We start from the raw sequence: 22,256 nt of genomic DNA on the forward strand, positions 1-22,256 counted from the left end.
GACATGACGTTCGAGCGAGGGCACAGGTATGGGCGACTGGGAGGGCGTGCGGCTGCACGTCGTCACCGGTAAGGGTGGCACCGGCAAGACGACCGTGGCGGGTGCGCTCGCCATGGCGCTGGCCGCCGGCGGCCGCAAGGTGCTGATCGCCGAGGTCGAGGAGCGGCAGGGTCTGGCGCAGCTGTTCGACGTGCCGCCGCTGGCCTACGAGGAGCAGCGGGTGGCTTCCGCGCCCGGCGGCGGTGAGGTGTACGCGCTGGCCATCGACGCGCGCGAGGCCATGCACGAGTACCTCGCGATGTTCTATCGGCTCGGCCGGGCCGGTCGCGCGCTCGACAAGCTCGGCTTCGTCGACTTCGCCACCACCATCGCGCCCGGCCTGCGCGACGTCCTGCTCACCGGCAAGGCGTACGAGGCCACCCGGCGGCGCACCGGCGACCACTTCGCCTACGACGCCGTCGTGCTCGACGCGCCACCGACCGGCCGTGTGGTCCGCTTCCTCGACGTCACCACGTCGGTGTCGTCGCTGGCCCGGGTCGGCCCGATCAACCGGCAGGCCAACTCCATCACCGACCTCATCCACAGCCCGCGCACGGCCGTGCATGTCGTGACGCTGCTCGAGGACATGCCGGTCCAGGAGACCGCCGACGCCGTCGCCGCGCTGCAGGCCGCCCACATCCCGGTGGGCGCCGTCATCGTCAACCAGGTCCGGCCGCCGCACCTCGCGGCCCGGTCGCTGCCCGCCGCCCGGCGCGGCCGGCTCGACCACGACGACGTGCTGGCCGGGCTGCGCGCGGCCGGGCTGCCCGCGTCCGACCGCGTGGTCGGCCTGCTCACCCGCGAGGCCGCCGACCACGCCGAGCGGACCGCGCTGGAGAAGACCCAGCGGACGCAGGTCGACGAGCTCGGCCGGCCGATGTACGAGCTGCCGCGCATCGCCGACGGCATCGACCCGACCGCCCTCTACGAGCTGGCCGACGCACTGGCCGAGCAGGGTGCTGTGTGAATCCCGGGCCACGGGCCGCGAAGCCCCCGCACTTCGACGTCGACCGCCTGATCGACGACCGCCGCATCCGCATCGTCGTCACCTGCGGCTCCGGCGGCGTCGGCAAGACCACGACGGCGGCGGCGATCGCGCTGCGGGCGGCCGAGCGGGGCCGCAAGGCGGTCGTCCTGACCATCGACCCGGCCCGCCGGCTGGCGCAGTCGATGGGGCTGTCCGAGCTCGACAACACCCCGCGCGCCGTCAAGGGCGTCGACGGCGAGTCAGGCGGCGGCCTCGACGCGATGATGCTCGACATGAAGCGCACGTTCGACGAGGTGGTCGAGGAGCACACGACGCCGGAGCGGGCCAAGCAGATCCTCGCCAATCCGTTCTACCAGGCGCTGTCGTCGTCGTTCGCGGGGACGCAGGAGTACATGGCGATGGAGAAGCTGGGCCAGCTGCGGGCCCGGTCCGACTGGGACCTCATCGTCGTCGACACTCCGCCGGCGCGGTCGGCGCTGGACTTCCTCGACGCGCCCGAGCGGCTCGGCTCGTTCCTCGACGGGCGGCTGATCCGGCTGCTCGGCGGCACGGCGCGGGCCGGTGGCCGGACGTATCTCAAGCTGCTGCACGCGGGCTTCAGCGTCGTCACCTCGGCGCTCACCAAGATCCTCGGCGGCGAGCTGCTCAAGGACGTCTCGACGTTCGTCAACGCCCTCGACGCCATGTTCGGCGGCTTCCGCGAGCGGGCCGAGCAGACGTACGCGCTGCTCAAGCGGCCCGAGACCGCGTTCATCGTCGTCGCGGCGCCCGAGCACGACGCCCTGCGCGAGGCCTCCTACTTCGTCGATCGTCTGGGTCGTGACGCGATGCCGCTGGCCGGGCTGGTGCTCAACCGGGTGCACGCCTCCGACGCGGCCGGCATCGGCGCCGAACAGGCCGTCGCGGCGGCCGAGCGGCTGGAGTCGTCCGGCGAGCACGCGCTGACCGCGGCCCTGCTGCGCCTGCACGCCGACCGGCTCAAGCTGGCCACCCGCGACGAGCGGATCGGCGAACGGTTCAGCACCGCGCACCCCGAGGTCCCGGTCACCCTCATCCCGGCGCTCGCCGGCGACGTCCACGACCTCGACGGCCTCCGTCAGATCGGCGCCCTCTTCGACGCCCGCTGACGCCCTACCTGGCCGGTTGCACCTCGCCCGGTAGCAGCTCGCCGGGTGAGAAGCCGTCGCGCCAGCCGTCCTCGCCGCCTTCGCCCTCTTCGTTGCCGTTCTCGTCGCCGAACACCGGCGGCTCCTCGGTGGGCGGGCCGACGGTGAAGTCGTCGGTGGGTACTTCCGGCTCGCCGTTGCTGATCGTGAGGGCGATGTTCGTACCCGAGGGGACCTCGGCGCCGGCACCAGGATCGGTGTTGACGACGAGGCCCTCCTGTAAGTCCGAGTTCACATCACCGGCGACGGACGCGGTGAAACCCGCGGCATCGAGCGCCTCGATGGCCTGGTCGGACTCCATGCCGCGGACGTCGGGCACCTGCACCGTAACGCCCTGGATCGTCTCGGGGTCGGGCGCGGTGAACGCGAGCTCCTCTGCGCCGTCGAGCGCGGCGTCCATCATCTGCTTCCACACCGGGCCCGGGATGCAGCTACCGCACGCCTCGCTGATGCGCTCGCCGTTGAAGGTGCGGCCGTCGAGCGACTGCTGCGGCGCCTCGACGTCGGCGATGGCCACGGCGGTGGACAGCTGCGGCGTGTAGCCGACGTACCAGACGGCGATGGCGTCGTCGGTCGTACCGGTCTTGCCGGCCGCCACCCGGCCACCTTCGAGGCGCATCTGGCCGCCGGTGCCGCCGGGGTTCTCCATGACGCCCTGCAGGACCGAGTTGACGGCGTCGGCGACCGCCGGTTCGAGGACCTGCTCGCAGGTCGGCGCCGTGTGGTCGACCAGTACGTTGCCCGCGCTGTCGAGCACCCGGGCGATCGAGGTGGTCGGGCAGTGCGCGCCGCGGTTGGCGAACGTGGCGTATGCGGCGGACATGGACAGCGGCGACACCTCGTTGGCGCCCAGCGTGAACGACGGCACCTGGTTCAGCGGCTGCACCGCGCCGTCGTCGTCGAGGTCGGCGCGCATGACGCCAGCGTTCTGCGCGATGGTGGCCGGCGCGCACAGCCCCGTGCGCTGCTCGAGCTGGGCGTAGAACGTGTTGACCGAGCGCTCCGTTCCGGTGCGCAGGTTGAACGCGCCGCTGCCGGTGGAGTTCTGCGGCGACCAGACCTCACTGCTGCGGATGCGCCCCTCGCAGGTCGTGAACGAGTTCACCCGCAGGTTGACCTGCTGCGGCGAGTTGATCGACGTGTTGAGCGGGATGCCCTGGTCGATGGCGGCCGCGAGCACGAACGCCTTGAACGTCGACCCGGACTGGATGCCGGCGCCGCCACCCATGTTCTCGTCGACGGCGTAGTTGAGGTTGCTGACGCCGTCGCCCTCGACGCCGTAGTTGCGGGAGTTGGCCATGGCTCTGATGTAGCCGTTGTTCGGCTGCACCGTCGCGATCGAGCCGATGACGGAGTCGGTGGGCGCCACCCGGTCGGACACCGCCTCCTGCGCGGCCAGCTGCGTGGTCGGGCTGATCGTCGTCTCCACCCGCAGGCCACCGCGCTGGAGCAGCGACTCACGCTCGTCCGGGGTCTCGCCGAGCTCGGGCATGGTCAGCAGCTCGTGCACCACGTAGTCGCAGAAGTAGCCGGCGTAGGAGTTGACGCAGCCGTTCGGCGTGGAGGAGGGGTTCAGGCCGAGGTCGGCATTACGGGCCTCGGCGGCCTCCGCCTCGGTGGCGCGTCCGGTCGCGGCCATGCGGTTGAGCACGACGTTGCGGCGGCCGAGCGCGGCCTCGGGGTCGTTGGTGGGGTCGTACGCGACCGGCTGCTGGACGATGCCGGCGAGCAGCGCCGCCTGGGTCATCGTCAGCTCCGCGGCGGTAGTGGAGAAATACGTCCGCGCCGCGGCCTCGACGCCGTAGGCGCCGGACCCGAAGTAGGCGATGTTGAGGTAGCGCTCGAGGATCTCGTCCTTGCTGAGCTCCTGCTCGACCTGGACGGCCATGCGCAGCTCTTCGAGCTTGCGGCGATAGCCCTCGGTGCCGGTGCTCGCCTGGACGTCGGCGACCTCCTCGGGCGTGGTGGCCTGCGAGATACGCACCTGCTTGACGTACTGCTGGGTGAGCGTGGAGCCACCGCCCTGGGTCTCGCCGGCCTCGACGTTGCGCAGGAACGCGCGCAGGGTGCCCTGGATGTCGATGGGGCCGCGCTCGTAGAAGCGGTCATCCTCGATGGCGAGGATGGCCTCCTTCATCACCGGCGCGATGGCGTCGAGCCCGACCGGGACGCGGTTCTCCTCGAAGAACGAGGCCAGCTGCGCGCCGTCGGCGTCGTACAGGTACGAGGTCTGCGCCATGGGGCCGGGCTCGAGGTCGGCCGGCATCTCGGCGAACGTGTTCGCACTCTCGCGGGCGGTCAGCCCCAAGCCCGCGACCACGGGCAGGGCGAGGCCGGCGAGCAGGACGCCGCACAGGCCGGCGACGCCGGCAACGAGGAGGACGCGGCGCACCGTGGCTACCACGGCGGAGGGACGTATCGCCATGGACGGCAAGCTTACGTGCTTATGCCACACTGACTCTAACTGAGAGACGGCGCGCCGCTGGCTATCAGATGCTCCGCCCGGCCGCCATCGGCCAACCGGCTGATATTGGTTTCGGTCAATCAGGGTCTGGTCATGACCCGCGGGTTTGCATAGCGTCACGTCATCGGGGTGAACTAGAGAGGGTTTGGTGTGTTCACCGAGTTGACGGGGGTGACAGCCGGATGACGTGGATCGATGACTGGACCAGCTTGGCGGCATGCCGCACCAGCGAGCCAGACGAACTGTTCGTCCAGGGCGCAGCGCAGAACCGGGCCAAGGCCGTGTGCCTGGGCTGCCCGGTACGCACCGAGTGCCTGGCCGACGCGCTGGACAACCGGACGGAGTTCGGTATCTGGGGTGGCATGACGGAGCGAGAGCGTCGTGCCCTCCTCCGCCGCCGTCCCGAGGTCGACTCGTGGCGAGGGCTGCTCGAGGCCGCACGCGAGGAGTACACGGTCAAGGCCGGCTGACACCTCACAGAAGGACGCCGAGGCCCCGGGCGACGAGCCCGGGGCCGGCGCATGTCAGAGGGCGTAGTGGTACCGGCACGCGGCGATCCGGATCTCCCCGTCGGCCACTTTGTAGATGAGACGGTGCTCATCAGTGATCCGGCGCGACCAGTAGCCCTGGAACCCATGCTTCAGCGGCTCGGGCTTGCCGATGCCCTCGTTACCGTTGCGCTGCACGTCCTTGATCAGTGCGTTGATCCGCTTGAGTACCTTGCGGTCCTGCGCTTGCCACCAGACGTAGTCCTCCCAAGCGCTCTCGTCCCAGACCAGCTTCACTCGACCAGGTCCCGCTCCGCGCCGCCGCCATGCTCCAGACGGTCGATCGAAGCCAGCAGTCGTCGAGCGTTCTCAGGGCTCTTGAGCAGGTAAGCGGTCTCCTTCAGCGACTGGTAGTCGTCGAGCGCGACGATGACGACAGGATCGTGCCCGGACCGCGTGACGACCACCTCCTCGCGATCGTCGACCACGGCATTGAGCGTCTCCGCGTACTTCGCTCGCGACTCCGAGTACGTCATGGTGCGCATGCCAGGTTCCCTTCGTCGACGTACAGGAAATTGTACGCGCTTCTGGCGGCGCGCCACAAACATCCGATGCGGTGAGCCACCGACTCGCCGTCAGGCCCGGTAGTCGCCGACGAGCGTCCGGCGCCACCACGCGCCGGTGTCGCGCCGCTCCCGCCGGTCGGTGAAGCGGTACCGGTACAGCCGTGCCCGCACGTGGGCCGGCGGCAGGTGGGGGAACGGGTTGTGCCGCAGCAGCGCCAGCAGGTCCGGGTCGTTGTCGCGCAGCTTCGCCAGCAGCTGCGGGAACCACGGGTGCGCGTAGCTCGGTGAGATCGCGGCGAACCACATCAGCCAGTCCAGCCGCAGGTGGTACGGCGCCACCTGCCGCGGCCGGCGGCGCACGTCGCCCGGCTTGCCCCTGAACTCGTACTCCTGCCAGACGGTGTCCGCGTTGGGGACGCGGTCGGCGGTCCCCTCGATGACCACCTCGTGCCGAAGCCGGGTGATGCTGCCGAACGCGCCGTACGTGTTCACCAGCAGCAGCGGGTTGAAGCTGGTGTTCATCACCTGCCGGCTGGAGACCAGGTTGCGCACCGGCCAGTAGCTCAGCACCGCCAGCACGGCGGCCAGCCCGATGACGGCGCCGGCGTACCAGGCGGGCGGGTCGGACGGCCCGGACGGCGGATCGACCGGGAGCAGCGCCGACCACAGGCCGCCGCCCACCGCCGTCGTCGCCACCACCATCGTCAGCGCGTTGAGCCAGGCGAAGTTGCCGCTCAGCACCAGCCAGCCCTGCGTCACGATGACGACGACGGCGGCAACGGTACGCACCGGCTGCGGCCCGAACAGCAGGAACGGGACGACCAGCTGGGTCACGTGGTTCGCGGCCGCCTCCGCCCGGTGCGCCCACCGCGGCAGCCGGTGGAACCACCAGCTCAGCGGGTTCGGCATCGGCTGCGTCTCGTGGTGGTAGTACAGGCAGGTCAGGTCGCGCCAGCACCGGTCGCCGCGCAGCTTGATCAGCCCGGCGCCGAACTCCAGCCGGAACAGCACCCACCACAGCGCGACCAGCACCAGCAGCGGCGGCGGCACCGGCGCCGGACCGAGGAAGATCGCCAGGAACCCGACCTCGCACAGCAGCGACTCCCAGCCGAAGCCGTACCAGACCTGCCCGACCTGCACGATCGACAGGTACAGCGCCCACGGCACCGCCCAGGCCAGCAGGTTCGCCCACACCGGCAGGTCGTCGGCCAGGCCGAGCAGCAGGCCCGCCGACCACAGCACACCCAGCCACGCGACGGCGGCGAAGAAGCGGTCGGAGTAGTGCAGCTGGAACAGGCTCGGCGCGCTGCGGAACGGCACCCGCGCGACGTACCGCGGGACGGGTGTCAGGCCGCGTTCGCCGATCAGCGCGCGGAACTGGCGGACGGCGCCGAGGAACGCCAGCAGGTAGACGACCGCCAGCGCCCGCTGGAACACCAGCCGGCCCAGCCAGTAGCCCTCGGCGGAGAACCAGTCCATGACACGCGCCTCCGCACGTAGGGTGCCCGGCGATCGCCTGGTCAAACGTCCTGCCCGACACTCGTACGTCCGGCGAATATCCTTGCTTTGACATCGCGAGCGAAGGAGGACCGATGACGAAGCGCGAGACGGTCGAGGCGGCGCTTCGCGCGACGACAGCGCGGCAGGCCCGCCGGCGACTGGGCGAACTCGTCGCGGCATCCGGTCTGACGCCCGCCGAGCTCGACCGCGAGGCGGAGCAGGCGTGGCACTGACGGGCTACCTGTTCGACCCGTCGGTCATCCACCGGCTGGCGAGGCCCCAGGTCGCAGATCGAGTCGACGTACTCGGCGTCCAGCGGCCGCTGTACCGGTGCGCGGTCACCGACCTCGAGGTCCTGCGCGGTTCGGTCTCTCCAGCCGACTACGAAGCACGGCGTGCGGCGCGGCACCTGGCATCGTGGTCGCCGGCGGAATGGATCGTGCCGGCCGGATCGGTCGACTGACCTGGTGACTGCCGACCTCGACTTCGCGGGCGCGCTGGTCTACGCGATCCCGCTGCGCATGCGCTTCCGCGGCATCACCGTCCGCGAGGGCATGCTGATCGAAGGGCCGGCCGGGTGGGGCGAGTTCTGCCCGTTCGCCGACTACGACGACGCCGAGTCGGTGTCGTGGCTGCTGGCCGCCGTCGAGCAGGCGACGCGGCCGCCGCCGGCGCGGGTGCGCGGCCGCATCGCGGTCAACTGCACGGTCCCGGCGGTCGGCCCGGAGCGGGCGCACGCTCTCGTCGCGGCCTCGGGGTGCACGACGGCGAAGGTGAAGGTCGCCGACCATCCGGACGCGCTGTCCGAGGACCTGGCCCGCGTCGAGGCGGTCCGGGCGGCGCTCGGTCCGGCGGGACGGGTGCGGGTCGACGCCAACGCGGTGTGGGACGTGGCGACAGCGGTGCGGTCGCTGCGGCTGCTGGACGGGGCGGCGGGTGGGCTGGAGTACGCGGAGCAGCCGTGCCGGACGCCGGACGAGCTGGCGGCGGTGCGGCGTGCGGTGGACGTCCCGATCGCGGCCGACGAGTCCATCCGCCGTGCCGACGATCCGCTCCGCGTCGCCGTCGCGGGCGCCGCCGACATCGCCGTCGTCAAGGGGACGCCGCTGGGCGGGGCGCGGCGGGCGCTGCGGGTCGCGGAGGCTTCCGGGCTGCCGTGCGTCGTGTCGTCGGCGCTAGAGACCAGCGTCGGGCTGGCCGGTCAGCTGGCGCTCGCGGCGGCGCTGCCGGAGCTGCCGTACGCGTGCGGGCTCGGCACGCTCTCGCTGTTCACCGGCGACCTGGTCGGCGACGACGCCAGCCTGCGGCCCGTGGACGGTGCGATCGACGTCCCAGCTGCACCGCCCGCCCCGGACCCGGCGAAGCTGGCCGAGTTCCGCCACCCCGATCCCGAACGGGACCGATGGTGGCGGGACCGGCTGGCCCGGGTCCGGGCGCTGGCGGTGCCGGGCTGATCAGTTCCGGCCGAGGGCGGCGTGGCCCTGGGCGAAGAACCCGTCCGGGTCGTACGCGGCCTTCACCGAGCAGAGCCGGGCGTAGTCGGCCGGTGTGTAGGCGGCCGACGTCCGGGTGGTGTCGGCGAGGAAGTTGAGGAACGCGCCGCCGATGCCGTGCGGGCGCAGCCGGTCGACGAACTCCGGCGTCGGCGTGTCGAGGATGACGCTGAACGGCACGCCGCGGTGGCTGACCGGACCGGCGCCGGGGCCGGGGCGGGCGGTCGCGCCGCCGTAGTTGCGGATCTCGACCGCCGAGCCGGCCTCGGCCGCCTCGACGACCGTGTCGACAACGTCGTCGCCGAGGGCCGGGAAGAAGTCGAAGAACCGGGCCGGTGTGCCGCCCATCGCGGCGTCGGCGTAGTCCATGCTCCGGTAGCCGTCGACCAGCGCCGGCCCGGCGGCCAGCCGCAGCGGGCGGAGCAGCCGCTCGGCGTCGTCGGCGCGGCCGGTGTACAGGGCCTTGATGCCCAGCGCCCGGCGGCCGCGCAGCTCGGCCGGCATCGCCTCGACGTCCGGGATCTTGGTCAGGACGACCGCACTGCTCATCTCGTCGGGCGCGGCGGCGGCCCAGTCGCGGTACACGCGCAGCGCGTCGGCCGCGCGGGACACGTCGAACCAGGAGATGCCGCCATAGACCTGCGCGACGGGGTAGACGCGGAACTCCAGCGACGTGACGACGCCGAAGCCGCCGCCACCGCCGCGGATCGCCCAGAACAAGTCCGGGTGCCGGTCGGGGCTGACGGTCAGCAGCCTGCCGTCGGCCGTCACGATGTCGGCGGAGAGGACGCTGTCGGCGGCGAAGCCGTGCTTGCGGGCCAGCCAGCCCATGCCGCCGCCGAGCGTGTAGCCCGTGACGCCCACCGTCGGCGACGAGCCGGACAGCGGCGCGAGGCCGTACGGACGGGTCGCCGCCAGCACGTCGCCCCAAAGGGTGCCGGGCCGGACGCGGGCGACCTGGCGGATCGGGTCGACGAACACCGACGACATCGCCGTCGTCTTGAGCAGCAGCCCGCCGTTGTTCGGGACGTACGTGCCGTGGCCGGTTGCCTGGACCGAGAACGGCAGGCCGTGCTCGCGGGCCGCGCGCACCGCGGCCTGCGCGTCGGCCGTCGACCGCGCCTCGACCACCACGTCCGGCCGCGGGTCGAGCGTCGGCAGCAGCGGCTTGCGGTGCTGGTCGTACCCGGCGTCGCCCGGCTCGTGGACGTCGCCCGCGATGGCGCCGCGCAGCACGGTCGCCGCGGTGGTCTGCTGGTGCTGGATCGTGATCGTCATCGTGGTCTCCTCTGGGCGGTCTCACCCGGTACGTCGTCGGGCGGAACCCGTTTTCGACATCCGCGGCGGAACTTTTTCTCGATGACTTCACGATCGCCGTGAGGGGTGGGTCCGGACATCCGTGCTGAGCACGGATCGACCACGGAAAGCACTCAGTGGGCGGCCAGCAGCAGGCTGCGCTCCCACTGGTAGCGGCAGGCGGCCGCGTCGAGCGTCTCGGCGGTCGCGAGCACGCCGTCGCGGTCGTCGGCGGCCAGCGCCGCGGCCCGGTCGACGACGGCGGCCGCCACCACGTTGTCGCTGGTGAACGGGCGGGCGCGGCCGATCCGCTCGGCGGCGTCGGGCAGCTCGGCCAGCACCGCGGCCTCGGCCCAGGCGGCGGCGTACCAGGGCCGCCAGATCAGCTCGAACCAGCTGCGGAACTCCTCCGGCGGCCGGTGCAGGACGGCGACCGCGTCGGCGGGGCGGCCGAGGTGCAGCGCCTCGAGGGCGGCGAAGAAGCTCTCGACCGAGCGCTGGTCGTGCGGCCGCCGCTCGGCCGACCCGACGCCTGCCTCGACGTCGCGCCAGACGTCCTGCGCGGCGGCGTCGCCGCGGGCACCGTGGACGGCGCCGAGCGCGGCGGCGACCCGGCGCAGCGACGGGATGCGCGGCCGGCCGGCGCCCTCCCAGCTCTCCCGGAACAGCTCGCCGACGGCGACCGCCTCGGTCCAGTCGCCGGTCAGCACCATGACCACGATGAGCCGGGCCGTCCCGACGTGCGCCACCTCGCGCTGCGACGGCAGGGCGCGCAGCGTCTCGGCGGCCTGCCGGGCCCGCCGGAGGTCGCCGGCCGCGATCGCCGACTCCGTGGCCATGCCGTAGGCGTCGGACAGCTCGAAGCCGCGCTCCGGATCGGGCGGCCCGGCCAGCAGCGCAGTCCGGCGCAGCGCGCTCTCCAGCGCGGCGCGGGCCTCGCCGCGGGCGAGGCGCAGCCCGGTGAGCTGGTCGAGGGCGGCGCTCTCGACGATCGGGTCGCCGCTCTCGCGGGCCAGCTCGATCGCCCGCTCGGTGGCCGCGACGGTGCCCGGCTCGTCGTCGGCGGCGGCGAACGCCTCGACGACGGCGCACCGGGCGCGTGTGCCGGGGTCGTCGGCCAGCCGCGTCGCGGTGGCGAGCCAGCCGGCGGCCGTGGCCGCGGGAGGGACCTCGGCGAGGATCCCGGCCGAGCGGTGCACCAGCTCCGCCGCGTGGGCGTACTGGTGGGCGACGAGGACGGCGTCGCCGGCCCGCTCCGCCACCTCCGCCGCCGCGAGGTGCAGCCGCAGCGCCTCGTCGCCGGCCAGCCGGGACCGGGCCGACCCGGCGGCGAGCCGCAGCTGGGCGGCCCGGCCCGCGTCGTCGGGCGCGAGCGCGGCGGCCTGCTCGAACCGGCGCTGCGCCTCGGCCGGCCGCCCGCGACGGTGGCAGAGCCGGCCCAGCAACGCCGCCGCCTCCGCGGAGGCGGACCAGGCGACGGCGGCGCGGAGGTCGTCGGCCAGGCGGTCGAAGCGGCCGCGCCAGTCAGGGGCCGCGGCATCGGCGTCCAGCAGCGCGGTCCCTCCGCCGACGCACCAGCGCAGGTGGGCGGCGTGGACGGCGTCGGCCTCGCCGGCCGCGGCCAGCAGCTCGGCGCCGTACTGCCGGATCGTCTCCAGCGCCTGGTACCGCGTCCCGTCCCCGCCCGCGACCGGGACCAGCAGGCTGTCGTCGGCCAGCGCCGCCAGCACGCGACCGGCCGACGACGGCGCGACCCCGGCCACCGCGGCGGCCGCGTCGGCCCGGAACGGCGCCGCGAACACCGACACCCGGCGCAACACCGCCCGGCCGTCGTCGTCGAGGAGGTCGTGACTCCAGTCCAGCGCCGACCGCAGCGAGCCGTGCCGTCCGCCACCGCGACGGGCGCCGTCTAGCAGCCGGAGCCGGTCGCCCAGGCCGCTCTCCAGCCCGTCCAGGCCGACGGCCGGCAGGCGCGCGGCGGCCAGCTCGATCGCCAGCGGGCTGCCGTCGAGCGCGGCGCAGATCGCGGCCACTCGCTCGTCGGCAGCGGCGTCCAGCACCGCGCCGGCCGCCCTGGCCCGCTCGCCGAACAACGCCACAGCGGCGGCGCCGAGCCCGCCCACCGGCACCACCCACTCGAACGGCAGCAGCAGCCGCGACCGGCTGGTGGCCAGCACCGTCAGCCCGGGCGCGGCGGCCAGCAGCGGCTCCACGAGCCCGGCGACGCCGTCGAGCACGTGCTCGCAGTTGTCCAGCACCAGCAGCGCCGAGCGCCCGCGCGCCCACCCGAGCACGGTGTCGAGCGCCGTCCGGCCGGGCTGCTCGCCCAGGCCCAGCGCCGTCGCGACCGCGGCCGGGACGGCGTCGCCGTCGGGCACCGGGACGAGGTCGGCGTACCAGACGCCGCCGGCGAACCGGTCCGTGACACCGGCCGCGACGGCCAGCGCCAGCCGGGTCTTGCCGACCCCGCCCGGCCCGACGGCGACGACCAGCCGCTGCTCATCGACCGCCGCCAGCAGCGCGGCCCGTTCGTCCTCGCGCCCGACGAACGACGTCAGAGGCGCGGGCAACTCGGGCGCCGGCACCCCCGCCGGGCCATCCGGCACGACCGACGGCGCCAGCGCGGCCAGCGCCCGCCGGTCGCTCGCGCCGAACTTGCGCAGCAGCGCCGACACGTGGCTCTCGACGGTGCGGACGGAGATGACGAAGCGGGCGGCGATCTCGGCGTTGGTCAGGTGCTGGCCGAGCGCCGCGAGCACCTCGGCCTCGCGCGCCGAGATCTCCGGGGCCACCACCCGGCCATTGTGGCCCAGGACGCGGCCTAGAGTGCTGACCATGACGCCGCGCCCCGACATCGAGGTCGTGGTCTTCGACATCCTCGGGACCATGGTCGACGAGCCCACCGGGATCAGGCAGGGCATCCGGGCCGCCCTCCCGGGTGTCGACGACGCAACGACCGGCGCGCTGGCCGACCGGTGGTACCGCTACGTCGACGAGCAGCAGCAGGAGGTGCTCGCGGGCCACCGTCCCTACGCCGACAGCACCGTCATCGACCGCGAGGCGGCGGCGCTCGTCGCGGCCGAGGCCGGCGTCGACGACCCCGGCGTGACCGGCGCGCTGGCGGCCGCCGCGCAACGGCTGGAGCCGTGGGCCGACTCCGTCCGGGGGCTGGACCGCATCGCCGCGCACTTCCCGGTGGTCGGCCTGTCGAACGCCAGCCCCGTCGCACTGACCCGCATCAGCGCGCACGCCGGGCTGCGCTGGCACCAGCTGCTCTCCGCCGAGGCCGCATGGAGCTACAAGCCCGATCCCGAGGTCTACCGGCTCGCCATCCGCGCCACGGGGTGCGAGCCGGAGCGGCTGCTCATGGTCGCGGCGCACGCCTGGGACCTGCGCGGCGCGCAGGCCGTCGGCATGCGCACGGCGTACGTGGAGCGTCCGGTGGGCGATCCGCCCAGCCCGGCGGACTCCTTCGACCTGCTGGCGCCGAGCCTCGACGACCTGGCCGCGCTGCTGGAGCGCGACGTCTAGCACCCGCCGGCAGCCGACTCCACCGCCGCCAAAAGTTGATCTTGGAGTTCTTCGGCAATTGCTTGGCGATTTGTCCGATAGATGGCCTAACAACTCCAAGATCAACGGGGCGGCGGCCCGAAGATCCGTCTGCGCCTTCAGCCGGGCGGCGGGGCCGTGCTCTCGCGGGTGATCAGGGCAGTGGAGAGCTCGATGCGCAGCGGCTGGCCGGTGCCGGGCGGGTCGAGGACGGTGCGGATCGCGAGTCGGGCCATCTCGAGCAGCGGCTGGCGCACCGTGGTGAGCGCCGGCGACACCCACTCGCACAGCGCGACGTCGTCGAAGCCGACGACGCTGAGCTGGTCGGGGACCCGCAGCCCGCGCCGGTGCGCCTCGGCGTAGACGCCGGTGGCCTGCAGGTCGGAGCCGGCGAAGATGGCCGTCGGCGGGTCGGGCAGCTCCAGCAGCGCCCGGGCCTGGTCCTCGCCGCCGCCTGGGCGGAAGTCGCCGTAGCGGACGAGGGCGTCGTCGACCGGCAGCCCGGCCCGGCCGAGCGCCGCGCGATACCCCTCGACGCGCTGCTGGCTGCAGACCAGCTCCGGCGGCCCGGTGATGGCGGCGATGCGCCGGTGCCCGAGCCCGATCAGGTGCTCGGTGGCGGCCAGCGCACCGGCCCAGTTCGTGACGCCGACGGTCGGGATGGCGGGGTCGAACCCGCCGACCGGGTCGACCAGCACGAACGGGATGCCGGCCGCGGTGAGCCGGCGGGCCCCGCCGGCCGGCAGCGGCGCCAGCGCGAGCAGCACGCCGTCGGAGCGCCTGGCAGTGACGCGGTCCAGCCAGCTCGCGTCATCGCGGCCCTCGGTCGAGGTGACGACGACGGCGGCACCGGCCCGGCGCGCCTCCTGCTCGGCCCCGCGCAGCACGTCCATCGACCACGGCGTGTTCAGCTCGGAGATGACGAGGTCGATGAGGCCGGTGCGCTCCTCGACCCGGGTGCCGCGACGCTCGTAGCCGCGGGCGTCGAGCAGGTCCTGGACGCGGGCCCGGGTGGCCGGCGCGACCTCCGTCCGGCCGTTGAGCACCTTGCTGACCGTCGCCTCGGAGACGCCGGCCTCACGGGCGATCTCCGCGATCGTCACGCGAGTGGTGGTCACGGTGCGGCACGCAGCCTGACGTCGTCGCGCGCGTCGACCAGCCACGACATCGCCTCGACGCCCTCGACGACGGGGTTGGCCAGCACGCCGACACCGCCGACCTCGATGCGGACGAAGTCGCCGGCGCGCAGCGTCCACGGCGCGGCCGGCACCAGGCAGGTGCCGGTCGACAGCACGGCGCCGTCGGGGAACACGTCGGCGCGCACCAGGAACGACACCAGCTCGTCGAACCGCCGGCGCAGCTGGCCGGTGCTCGCCGACCCCGACCAGTCCTCGGCACCGTCGCGCACGATGCTCATCGAGACCGGCAGCGCGTACGGGTCGCCGACCTCCCACACCGGCCGGATGCCCGGGCCGACGGCGCACGCGCCGAGGTAGGCCTTGGCCTGCGGCAGGTAGAGCGGGTTCTCGCCCTCGATGGTGCGCGAGGAGACGTCGTTGCAGACGGTGAACCCGGCGATCTCGCCCTGCGCGGTGACGACGACGGCGACCTCGGGCTCGGGCACGTCGATGCGGGAGTCGGCCCGGACGGCGACCGGCTCGCCGTGGCCGACCACCCGCCAGGCGACGGACTTGAAGAACAGCTCCGGCCGCTCGGCATCGTAGACCTGCTCGTAGACGGACGCGGCCCGCTCGCTCTCCTCGACCCGCGCCTCCTCGGACACCTTGTACGTGACGCCGCAGGCCCACACCTCGGTGCCGGCGTCGACCGGCGGCAGCATGGTGACGTCGGCGGCGGGGAACGCCGGCCCGCCGGCGCCCTCGACGACCGGCCGAAGCGACGCCACCGGCAGCCGCCACAGCGATCCGAGCGACTCGACGCCGTCCAGCGTGGTGACGGTGTCGCCGTCGAGCACCCCGACGCTCGCGACCGGGGACGAGGGGGTGGCGAACCTGACCAGCAGCACAGCGCTCTCCGTCCGAACGGCGACCGAAAGTTTCGGAGCCGTCACCGTAACGAGCGTCACAGCCAGATGTCAACGGCGTGACATTCACCCACGTCCACCCTTGTGAACGCTCTCTACCCGGGCTTAGGGTGTCGGCGTATCTGAAGAAACTTTCGGCTGGAGGACGCGCATGAACGACTACACCCCCACCCGCGAGGACAGGTTCTCCTTCGGCCTCTGGACGGTCGGCTGGGAGGGGGTGGACGTCTTCGGCGGCGCGGTACGGCCGCGGCTCGACCCCGCCACGGCGGTGCACAAGCTCGCCGAGCTCGGCGCCTACGGCATCACGTTCCACGACAACGACGTCATCCCGTTCGGGGCGTCGCCGTCCGAGCGCGATGCCGCGCTGAAGCCGTTCCGCCAGGCGCTGGACGAGACCGGCCTGCAGGTCCCGATGGTCACCACGAACCTGTTCTCGCACCCGGTCTTCCGCGACGGCGGCTTCACCAACAACGACCGAGACGTACGCCGGTTCGCCATCCGCAAGGCCGCCGACCAGCTCGACCTCGGTGCCGAGCTGGGCGCCAAGGTGTTCGTCGCCTGGGGCGGCCGCGAGGGCGCTGAGTCGGGCGCCGCCAAGGACATCAGGGCCGCGCTGGACCGCTACAAGGAGGCGTTCGACCTCCTCGGCCAGTACATCCTCGACCGCGGCTACGACATGAAGGTCGCCATCGAGCCGAAGCCGAACGAGCCGCGCGGCGACATCCTGCTGCCGACCATCGGCCACGCCATCGCGTTCATCAACGAGCTCGAGCACCCCGAGATGGTCGGCCTCAACCCCGAGGTCGGGCACGAGGAGATGGCCTCGATGAACTACGCGCACGGCATCGCCCAGGCGCTGTGGCACGGCAAGCTCTTCCACATCGACCTCAACGGCCAGACCGGCCCGCGCTACGACCAGGACTTCCGGTTCGGCGCCGGCAACGCCCGCGGCGCGTTCTGGACCGTCGACGTCATCGAGTCCGGCGGCTACGACGGCCCGCGGCACTTCGACTTCAAGCCGCCGCGCACCGAGGACATCGAGGGCGTGTGGGCGTCGGCCGCGGGCTGCATGCGCAACTACCTGATCCTGCTCGAGAAGACCGCGGCGTTCCGCGCCGACCCCGAGGTCCAGGAGGCCCTGGTCGCCGCCCGGCTGGACCAGCTGGCCACGCCGACCGCGGCGCCGGGCGAGACCGTCGACTCGCTGCGGGCCGACGAGTTCGACCCCGAGGAAGCGGCGCAGCGCGGCATGGCGTTCGAGCGGCTGGACCAGCTGGCGCTGGACTACCTGTACGGCGTGCGCTGAGATCGAGGAGTGGGCTGGTTCCTGCTCGGTGCTCCGTGGGACTGTTCGGCGTCGCTGCGAGGTGAGGCAGCGGCGCCGGGCGCGCTGCGAGCCGCCGGGCTGACCTCGCTGGTCGAGGCCGACCTCGGCGACGCCGCCACCCTCGTCGAGGGTGCGGAGCGGGACCCGGCGACCGGGGGTGCTGGCGCTGCCGGCGACCATCGCGGCGGCCCGGGCGCTGACGGCGTCGCTGGCCGCCGCGCTGCGGGACCGGCCGGGGTCGCGGCCGCTGGTCGTTGGCGGCGACTGCAGCCTGCTGCTCGGCGTGGTTCCGGCGCTGCTGACGGTGCTCGGTCCGGCCGGGTTGTGGTTCGCCGACGGCCACCCCGACTACCTCGACGGCGCGACATCCGACACCGGCGAGACGGCGGACATGGAGCTCGCCGTCCTCACCGGCGAGGGCGCGCCGCCACTGGTGTCGCTGGCCGGGACGGTCCCGATGGTCGACCCGTCCGCCGTCGTCCTGCTCGGGCACCGGACCACCGGCCTGGACCCCGCGTCGGCGGCGGAGGTGGGCCGGCTGCCGGCCACGCTGCACCGCATCGCCGCGCCGGAGCTGCTGGCCGACCCGGCGGCGACCGGGCGCACCGCCCGCGACCTGATCGACGACGGGGCCGGGACGGCCGGCTGCTGGCTGCACATCGACCTCGACGTGCTCGACCCGTCGGCACTGCCGGCCGTGACCTACCCGCAGTCCGGCGGGCCGGCGTGGGAGCAGCTGGCCGAGGCGCTCGCGCCGCTGGCGGCGTCGCCGCGGCTGCTCGGCCTCAGCGTCGCCGACTTCCGCCCCGACCTCGACCCGTCGGGCGACTACGCCGAGCGCGTCGTCGAGCTGCTACGCGGGATCGTCTCGGTCACTCCAGCCACTCGGTGATGAACACCGGGCTGGCGTGGACGTCGGTCATCTCCAGGCGTTCGGGGCCGGTCTTGGCGAACTTGTGCGGCACCTGGGCCGGCACGACGATGATCTGCCCGGCGCGGCCGACGAGCTCCTGGTCGCCGACGGTGAACAGCGCCTGACCGCCGCGGATGACGAACGTCTCGTCGTAGGGGTGACGGTGCAGCCGCGGGCCGGCGCCGTCCTCGTCGGTGCTGACCAGGATGACCGACACGCTGCCGCCGTGGTCGCGTCCCTCGAACTCCACCGCCGACCCGTCCAGCTCGATCGGCAGGTCGCTCTGGTCGACAACGGTGGCGCGGCTCATGCTCCGATCGTACGACCGCCGATCCCGTCGAGTCAGTGGCGGAGCGCCGGTCAGGCCTCTCCCGACCGACCGGTCGTGGTCCCGCGTGCCGGGTCCCGAGGCGAGGCCGGGTCGTCCAGAAGGGCCAGCAGTCCTCTGATGAGCGGGCGGTCGTCATCGGTGCGCCAGACGAGATGCAGCGTCGTGGAGGTGGCGGTCAGCCGGCGGGCCGCGACACCCGCGCGGTGCAGCATGCGGTAGGAGTCAGTCATGACGGCCCCGCCGAAGCCGGCTGCGACAAGGGCGAGAATCGTCTGGATGCTGCGCCCCTCCGCAGCGATCTGCGGCACGATCCCGGCCCGGTGGCACAGCGCGATGATCTCGTCGTAAGACTGCGGCGACGCCTCCCGCGGCCAGAGGACGAGCGGAATGTCGCGTAGGACGGCGACGGGCACCGGTTCGGCGGCCCTCGCGAACGCATGACTGGCAGGCAGAAAGAGTGACAGCGGTTCTCGGGTCCAGATCCGGCGGGCGAGACGGGCGTCACGCAGCGGCAGGCGTTGCACGGCGACGTCGACACCTCCGTCGAGCACGCCGGCGGACATGTCGGCGTCGTCGAACAGGTCGACGAGGCGGAGGTCGACATCCGGTAGCTCCGCCCGAATGCGGCCGAGGGCTTGTCCGAGGGGACCGTTGATGGCCGATCCGGCGAACGCGATCGTCAGCCGGCCGCGTTTACCGAGGGCGGCCAGGCGGACGTCGTCCAGCACCGCGTCGGCTTCCGCAAGCACCTTCCCGGCCCGTTGCACCAACGCGTCACCGGCGGCGGTGGGCACGAGCCCGCGGCCCGCTCGGCTGAACAATTCGACGTCAAGTTGCCGTTCGAGCTGCCGCAGCTGCCGGCTCAGCGTCGGCTGGGTCAGGTGCATCCTGCGAGCGGCGGCGCTGATGGATCCCTCCTCCGCGATCGCGACCACATAGCCGAGCAACCGAAGATCCACCTATACCTCCAAGGCATGGCAACCATATCAATCGATGCCTCGGGATAGGAGGCTACTCGTGCACCGGCGAGGATGAGTGGTGTCCAGCCCATCGGAACCTCGGAGCCGTCGTCATGCATCTCGGCATCCTCGCCCACAGCACCGAAGGCGCGGCGCTGTGTTTTCTCACCTACTGCGAGGAGGGCTTCCGCCGGACGGGCCGCAACGAGCACCCGGACGTGACCCTCGACTACACCGCTTTCGGTTTCAGCATGGCCGCGTGGGAGGCCGGCGACCACGCGTCGGTCCGGGCGACGTTGGCGCGGAGTGCAGAGCGGCTCGCCCAGGCAGGCGCGGACTTCTTCGTCTGCCCCGACAACACCGCTCACCTGGCACTCGAAGTGCCGGGTGAGGCCCTTGCGCTGCCGGGGCTGCACATCGCTGACGTCGTCGCCGACGAGGCAGACCGCCAGGGCCGCACCCGCGTCGGCGTGCTCGGCACGAAGTTCACGATGGACGGACCGATCTACCCGCGCGCGCTGACTCGGCGCGGCATCGCCGCCGAGTTCCCGGACGCCGACGACCGACGGATCGTCGACGAGATCATCTTCAAGGAACTGGTGAACGGCGTCGTCACCGACGCATCCCGCGACGAGTACGTTCGAATCATCACGCAGCTGGCCGAACGGGGCTGCGACGCGGTTGCCCTGGTCTGCACCGAGATCCCGATCCTGATCGGCCCTGAGGACTCACCACTGCCCGTCCTCGACTCGACCCGCCTGGTGGCGCAGGCCGCATACGAGGTCGCGGTGGGCGACAGGCCGATGCCCGCCTGGCGCGGCGGACCGAGCCGGTGACGGCGCCCGGGAGGCAGGGCCGGACGGGAATCCCGATGGACGATCGTGACGTGCGGGACGCGGCGGCTGCCCTGCTCGGCGTGTATCGAACCGGTTCGCCGATCGCTCCCCTGAGCGAGAGGTATCCCGACGCCACGCTCGTCGACGCGTACCGCATCCAGCAGGAGCAGGTTCGGGCCTGGACCACGAGCGGCGACCTGATCCGCGGCCACAAGATCGGCCTGGTCTCCGCTGCGCTCCAGGAGCAGATGGGCGTGCACGAGCCCGACTACGGTCATCTGACGGCGAGCATGTTCCATCCGGCGGACCAGCCCGTCCCGGCGCACTCGTTCATCCAGCCGCGGATCGAACCGGAGCTGGCGTTCGTGCTCGAGTCCTCCCTCCAGGGACCGGGCGTGACCGTCGCCGAGGCGGCACAGGCAGTCGAGTACGCCGTGCCCGCTCTGGAGATCGTCGACTCGCGGATCGCGGACTGGCGGATCTCGATCGTGGACACGATCGCCGACAACGCTTCGAGCGGCGGTGTCGTTCTCGGTGATACCCCGATCAGCCCGGAGGAGCTGGCCGGGATGTCGAGCACTTGCAGCCTGTCACGCAACGGTGAAGTCCTGGAGACCGGCACTGCGCAAACGCTGCTCGGATCACCGCTCGACTCGCTGACCTGGCTGGCGAACACGCTCGGCTTGCTCGGCGTCGGCCTCGAGCCCGGGCACGTCGTGCTGTCCGGCTCCCTGACCCGAACCGTCCCGGTCGACTCCGGCGACACCTTCACCGCCGACATAGCCGGCATCGGCCGCGTGACGGCGTTCATGTCCTCTCCGCTGCGGCTGGCTGCTCCAGCGACGAGAGACGAGGACGACGTGGACGAGGACCTGCGCTGATGGACGTGCCGCGGCGCCCGGGCGCCGCCGGACCACCCTCCCGTCAGGGCAGCGCGGCCGGGTCGAAGCCGCGCGCCGCGATGACGTCGCGGTACCAGTGCGCCGACCGCTTCGGCGTGCGCGCCAGCGTCCGGGTGTCGACGTGGTACAGCCCGAACCGCTGGCTGAACCCGGCCGACCACTCGTAGTTGTCCATCAGCGACCACAGGTAGTAGCCGCGCACGTCGGCGCCCTCCTCGACCGCCTTGGCGATCCACGACAGGAAGCCGGCGACGTAGCGGATCCGCTCGGCGTCGTCGATCGGGTGCGCGGCGTCGTCGCCGAGCGCGTCGGACACCCCGTTCTCCGTCACGTAGAGCGGCCGGTCGAAGCCGTACTCGCCGGTCACCATGCGGATCGCGTCGTACACGCTCTTCGGGTAGAACTCCATGCCGTTGTCGAGGAAGTTGCCGCCGGGGTGCGCGTCGCCGGCCACCCACCAGCGCTGCTCGGCGTCGGCGGCGCTGGCGACCACCCTCGAGTAGACGTTCAGCCCCAGGTAGTCGACCGGCCGGGCGATCAGCTCGAAGTCCTCCGGCCGGGTCTCCGGCATGACGCCGCGCTCGGTGAGCCGCCGCACCAGCCGGTCCCGGTAGCCGCCGAGCAGCAGCGGGTCGAGGAAGAACCGGAAGCTCTCGTCGTCGCCGCGCTCGGCCGCGTCGTGGTCGGCCACCGACGCCGTCGCCGGGTGCCGCTTCCAGATGTCCAGGACGATGCCGATCTCCGCCTCGGCGTCCCCACCGGCGCGGAACGCCTCGAGCGCGCGGCCGTGCGCCAGCAGCGCGTGGTGCATCGCCTGGCGCCCGGCCCGCTCGTCGGCCCGCCCCGGTGCGAACGCGCCCATGCCGTAGCCGACCCAGAGGGCGATCGGCTCGTTGAGCGTGCTCCACCGGGGCACCAGCCCGTGGAACTCGTCGAACACCAGCGCCGCGTAGTCGGCGAACCAGCCGGCGACGTCGCGGTTCGGCCAGCCGCCGCGGTCCTCCAGGGCCTGCGGGAGGTCCCAGTGGTAGAGAGTGACGTTCGGCGCGATGCCGGCCTCGAGCAGCTCGTCGACCAGCTCCTTGTAGAAGTCCAAGCCCTTCCGGTTCACCGCGCCGGTCCCGTCCGGCAGGATCCGCGGCCAGCTCAGCGAGAACCGGTAGCTGTCCACGCCCAGGTCCTTCAGCAGCGCCACGTCGTCGCGGAACCGGTGGTAGTGGTCGCACGCGACGTCGCCGGGGACGTCGTCGTGGACCTTCCCCGGCGTGTGGCCGAAGGTGTCCCACACGGACGGACCCTTCCCGTCGGCGTCCCACGCGCCCTCGATCTGGAAGGCACTGGTCGCGACGCCGAAATCGAAGCCGTCGGGGAAGTTGATCCTGGGCACGAACG

Annotated in this window: 22 protein-coding genes; 11 read left to right on the forward strand and 11 right to left on the reverse strand. The window is 72.8% G+C overall.

The window, feature by feature from the left end:
• Window positions 1-28: 28 nt before the first annotated feature.
• Complete coding sequence (locus tag BLV05_RS03395) at window positions 29-1,006, forward strand: ArsA-related P-loop ATPase (RefSeq protein ID WP_046766466.1); 978 nt, start codon at window positions 29-31, stop codon at window positions 1,004-1,006.
• Window positions 1,003-2,154, forward strand: a complete 1,152-nt coding sequence (locus BLV05_RS03400; RefSeq protein ID WP_046766465.1) for an ArsA family ATPase — start codon at window positions 1,003-1,005, stop codon at window positions 2,152-2,154. Before BLV05_RS03395 ends, BLV05_RS03400 begins: the two co-directional genes overlap by 4 nt.
• Window positions 2,155-2,158: 4 nt before the next feature.
• Here the strand turns inward: BLV05_RS03400 and BLV05_RS03405 are convergent, their stop codons facing one another.
• Entirely contained in the window at window positions 2,159-4,618 is a 2,460-nt protein-coding gene (locus BLV05_RS03405; protein WP_160312694.1) for a transglycosylase domain-containing protein, read from the reverse strand.
• Between the two features lie 221 nt (window positions 4,619-4,839).
• On the opposite strand from BLV05_RS03405, the gene BLV05_RS03410 reads away from it, so the two are divergent.
• Entirely contained in the window at window positions 4,840-5,127 is a 288-nt protein-coding gene (locus BLV05_RS03410) for a WhiB family transcriptional regulator (protein ID WP_046766464.1), read from the forward strand.
• Window positions 5,128-5,181: 54 nt separating this feature from the next.
• Here BLV05_RS03410 and BLV05_RS03415 read toward each other — a convergent pair whose 3' ends face one another.
• The 3 genes from BLV05_RS03415 to BLV05_RS03425 form a co-directional block, all read right to left on the reverse strand.
• Window positions 5,182-5,442, reverse strand: coding sequence for a Txe/YoeB family addiction module toxin (locus BLV05_RS03415; RefSeq protein WP_046766463.1), 261 nt, complete (start codon window positions 5,440-5,442; stop codon window positions 5,182-5,184).
• Window positions 5,439-5,690, reverse strand: a complete 252-nt coding sequence (locus BLV05_RS03420) for a type II toxin-antitoxin system Phd/YefM family antitoxin (protein ID WP_046766462.1) — start codon at window positions 5,688-5,690, stop codon at window positions 5,439-5,441. Before BLV05_RS03420 ends, BLV05_RS03415 begins: the two co-directional genes overlap by 4 nt.
• 90 nt (window positions 5,691-5,780) lie before the next feature.
• A complete protein-coding gene (locus BLV05_RS03425; protein ID WP_046766461.1) occupies window positions 5,781-7,190 on the reverse strand; it encodes a lipase maturation factor family protein in 1,410 nt (469 codons plus the stop codon).
• A gap of 113 nt (window positions 7,191-7,303) precedes the next feature.
• Between BLV05_RS03425 and BLV05_RS35485 the strand changes: the two genes are divergently transcribed.
• Genes BLV05_RS35485 through BLV05_RS03435 form a run of 3 tightly spaced genes read left to right on the forward strand, consistent with a single transcriptional unit; the run spans window position 7,304 to window position 8,665 of the window.
• Window positions 7,304-7,444 (forward strand): hypothetical protein, encoded by a 141-nt coding sequence (locus BLV05_RS35485; protein WP_157524184.1) that lies wholly within the window; start codon window positions 7,304-7,306, stop codon window positions 7,442-7,444.
• Window positions 7,435-7,674 carry a PIN domain-containing protein gene (locus BLV05_RS03430; protein WP_046766460.1) on the forward strand — a complete coding sequence of 80 codons (240 nt, stop codon included), beginning with the start codon at window positions 7,435-7,437 and terminating at the stop codon, window positions 7,672-7,674. Before BLV05_RS35485 ends, BLV05_RS03430 begins: the two co-directional genes overlap by 10 nt.
• Window positions 7,675-7,678: 4 nt before the next feature.
• Window positions 7,679-8,665 carry an o-succinylbenzoate synthase gene (locus BLV05_RS03435; RefSeq protein ID WP_082154858.1) on the forward strand — a complete coding sequence of 329 codons (987 nt, stop codon included), beginning with the start codon at window positions 7,679-7,681 and terminating at the stop codon, window positions 8,663-8,665.
• Here the strand turns inward: BLV05_RS03435 and BLV05_RS03440 are convergent, their stop codons facing one another.
• Both BLV05_RS03440 and BLV05_RS03445 read right to left on the reverse strand, forming a co-directional pair.
• Window positions 8,666-9,982, reverse strand: coding sequence for an FAD-binding oxidoreductase (locus BLV05_RS03440; RefSeq protein ID WP_046766459.1), 1,317 nt, complete (start codon window positions 9,980-9,982; stop codon window positions 8,666-8,668).
• Between the two features lie 152 nt (window positions 9,983-10,134).
• Window positions 10,135-12,795, reverse strand: coding sequence for an ATP-binding protein (locus BLV05_RS03445; protein WP_063932481.1), 2,661 nt, complete (start codon window positions 12,793-12,795; stop codon window positions 10,135-10,137).
• A 40-nt stretch (window positions 12,796-12,835) separates the two neighbouring features.
• Between BLV05_RS03445 and BLV05_RS03450 the strand changes: the two genes are divergently transcribed.
• Window positions 12,836-13,531, forward strand: a complete 696-nt coding sequence (locus BLV05_RS03450) for a haloacid dehalogenase type II (RefSeq protein ID WP_046766457.1) — start codon at window positions 12,836-12,838, stop codon at window positions 13,529-13,531.
• A 137-nt stretch (window positions 13,532-13,668) separates the two neighbouring features.
• Here BLV05_RS03450 and BLV05_RS03455 read toward each other — a convergent pair whose 3' ends face one another.
• A complete protein-coding gene (locus BLV05_RS03455) occupies window positions 13,669-14,667 on the reverse strand; it encodes a LacI family DNA-binding transcriptional regulator (protein WP_046766456.1) in 999 nt (332 codons plus the stop codon).
• A complete protein-coding gene (locus BLV05_RS03460; protein WP_046766455.1) occupies window positions 14,664-15,575 on the reverse strand; it encodes a fumarylacetoacetate hydrolase family protein in 912 nt (303 codons plus the stop codon). Before BLV05_RS03460 ends, BLV05_RS03455 begins: the two co-directional genes overlap by 4 nt.
• 169 nt (window positions 15,576-15,744) lie before the next feature.
• Between BLV05_RS03460 and xylA the strand changes: the two genes are divergently transcribed.
• A complete protein-coding gene (xylA, locus tag BLV05_RS03465) occupies window positions 15,745-16,902 on the forward strand; it encodes a xylose isomerase (RefSeq protein WP_046766454.1) in 1,158 nt (385 codons plus the stop codon).
• Window positions 16,903-17,053: 151 nt separating this feature from the next.
• Window positions 17,054-17,815, forward strand: coding sequence for an arginase family protein (locus BLV05_RS03470; RefSeq protein ID WP_197683518.1), 762 nt, complete (start codon window positions 17,054-17,056; stop codon window positions 17,813-17,815).
• Here the strand turns inward: BLV05_RS03470 and BLV05_RS03475 are convergent.
• Together BLV05_RS03475 and BLV05_RS03480 are read right to left on the reverse strand one after the other, a co-directional pair.
• Window positions 17,796-18,146: a cupin domain-containing protein gene (locus tag BLV05_RS03475; RefSeq protein ID WP_082154857.1), complete on the reverse strand. Its 351-nt coding sequence runs from the start codon at window positions 18,144-18,146 to the stop codon at window positions 17,796-17,798. The two genes, BLV05_RS03470 and BLV05_RS03475, sit on opposite strands and share 20 nt — an antisense overlap.
• Before the next feature lie 50 nt (window positions 18,147-18,196).
• Entirely contained in the window at window positions 18,197-19,126 is a 930-nt protein-coding gene (locus BLV05_RS03480) for a LysR family transcriptional regulator (RefSeq protein ID WP_046766453.1), read from the reverse strand.
• Window positions 19,127-19,239: 113 nt separating this feature from the next.
• Between BLV05_RS03480 and BLV05_RS03485 the strand changes: the two genes are divergently transcribed.
• On the forward strand, window positions 19,240-19,962 hold the full coding sequence (locus tag BLV05_RS03485; protein WP_046766452.1) for an aspartate/glutamate racemase family protein: 723 nt from the start codon (window positions 19,240-19,242) through the stop codon (window positions 19,960-19,962).
• 35 nt (window positions 19,963-19,997) lie between these two features.
• On the forward strand, window positions 19,998-20,843 hold the full coding sequence (locus BLV05_RS03490; protein WP_046766451.1) for a 2-keto-4-pentenoate hydratase: 846 nt from the start codon (window positions 19,998-20,000) through the stop codon (window positions 20,841-20,843).
• A 43-nt stretch (window positions 20,844-20,886) separates the two neighbouring features.
• Here BLV05_RS03490 and BLV05_RS03495 read toward each other — a convergent pair whose 3' ends face one another.
• A complete protein-coding gene (locus tag BLV05_RS03495; protein ID WP_046766450.1) occupies window positions 20,887-22,251 on the reverse strand; it encodes a GH1 family beta-glucosidase in 1,365 nt (454 codons plus the stop codon).
• Window positions 22,252-22,256 lie beyond the last annotated feature (5 nt).

Origin of the sequence: Jiangella alkaliphila, assembly GCF_900105925.1 — a bacterium.
In the GTDB taxonomy this organism is placed as follows: domain Bacteria; phylum Actinomycetota; class Actinomycetes; order Jiangellales; family Jiangellaceae; genus Jiangella; species Jiangella alkaliphila.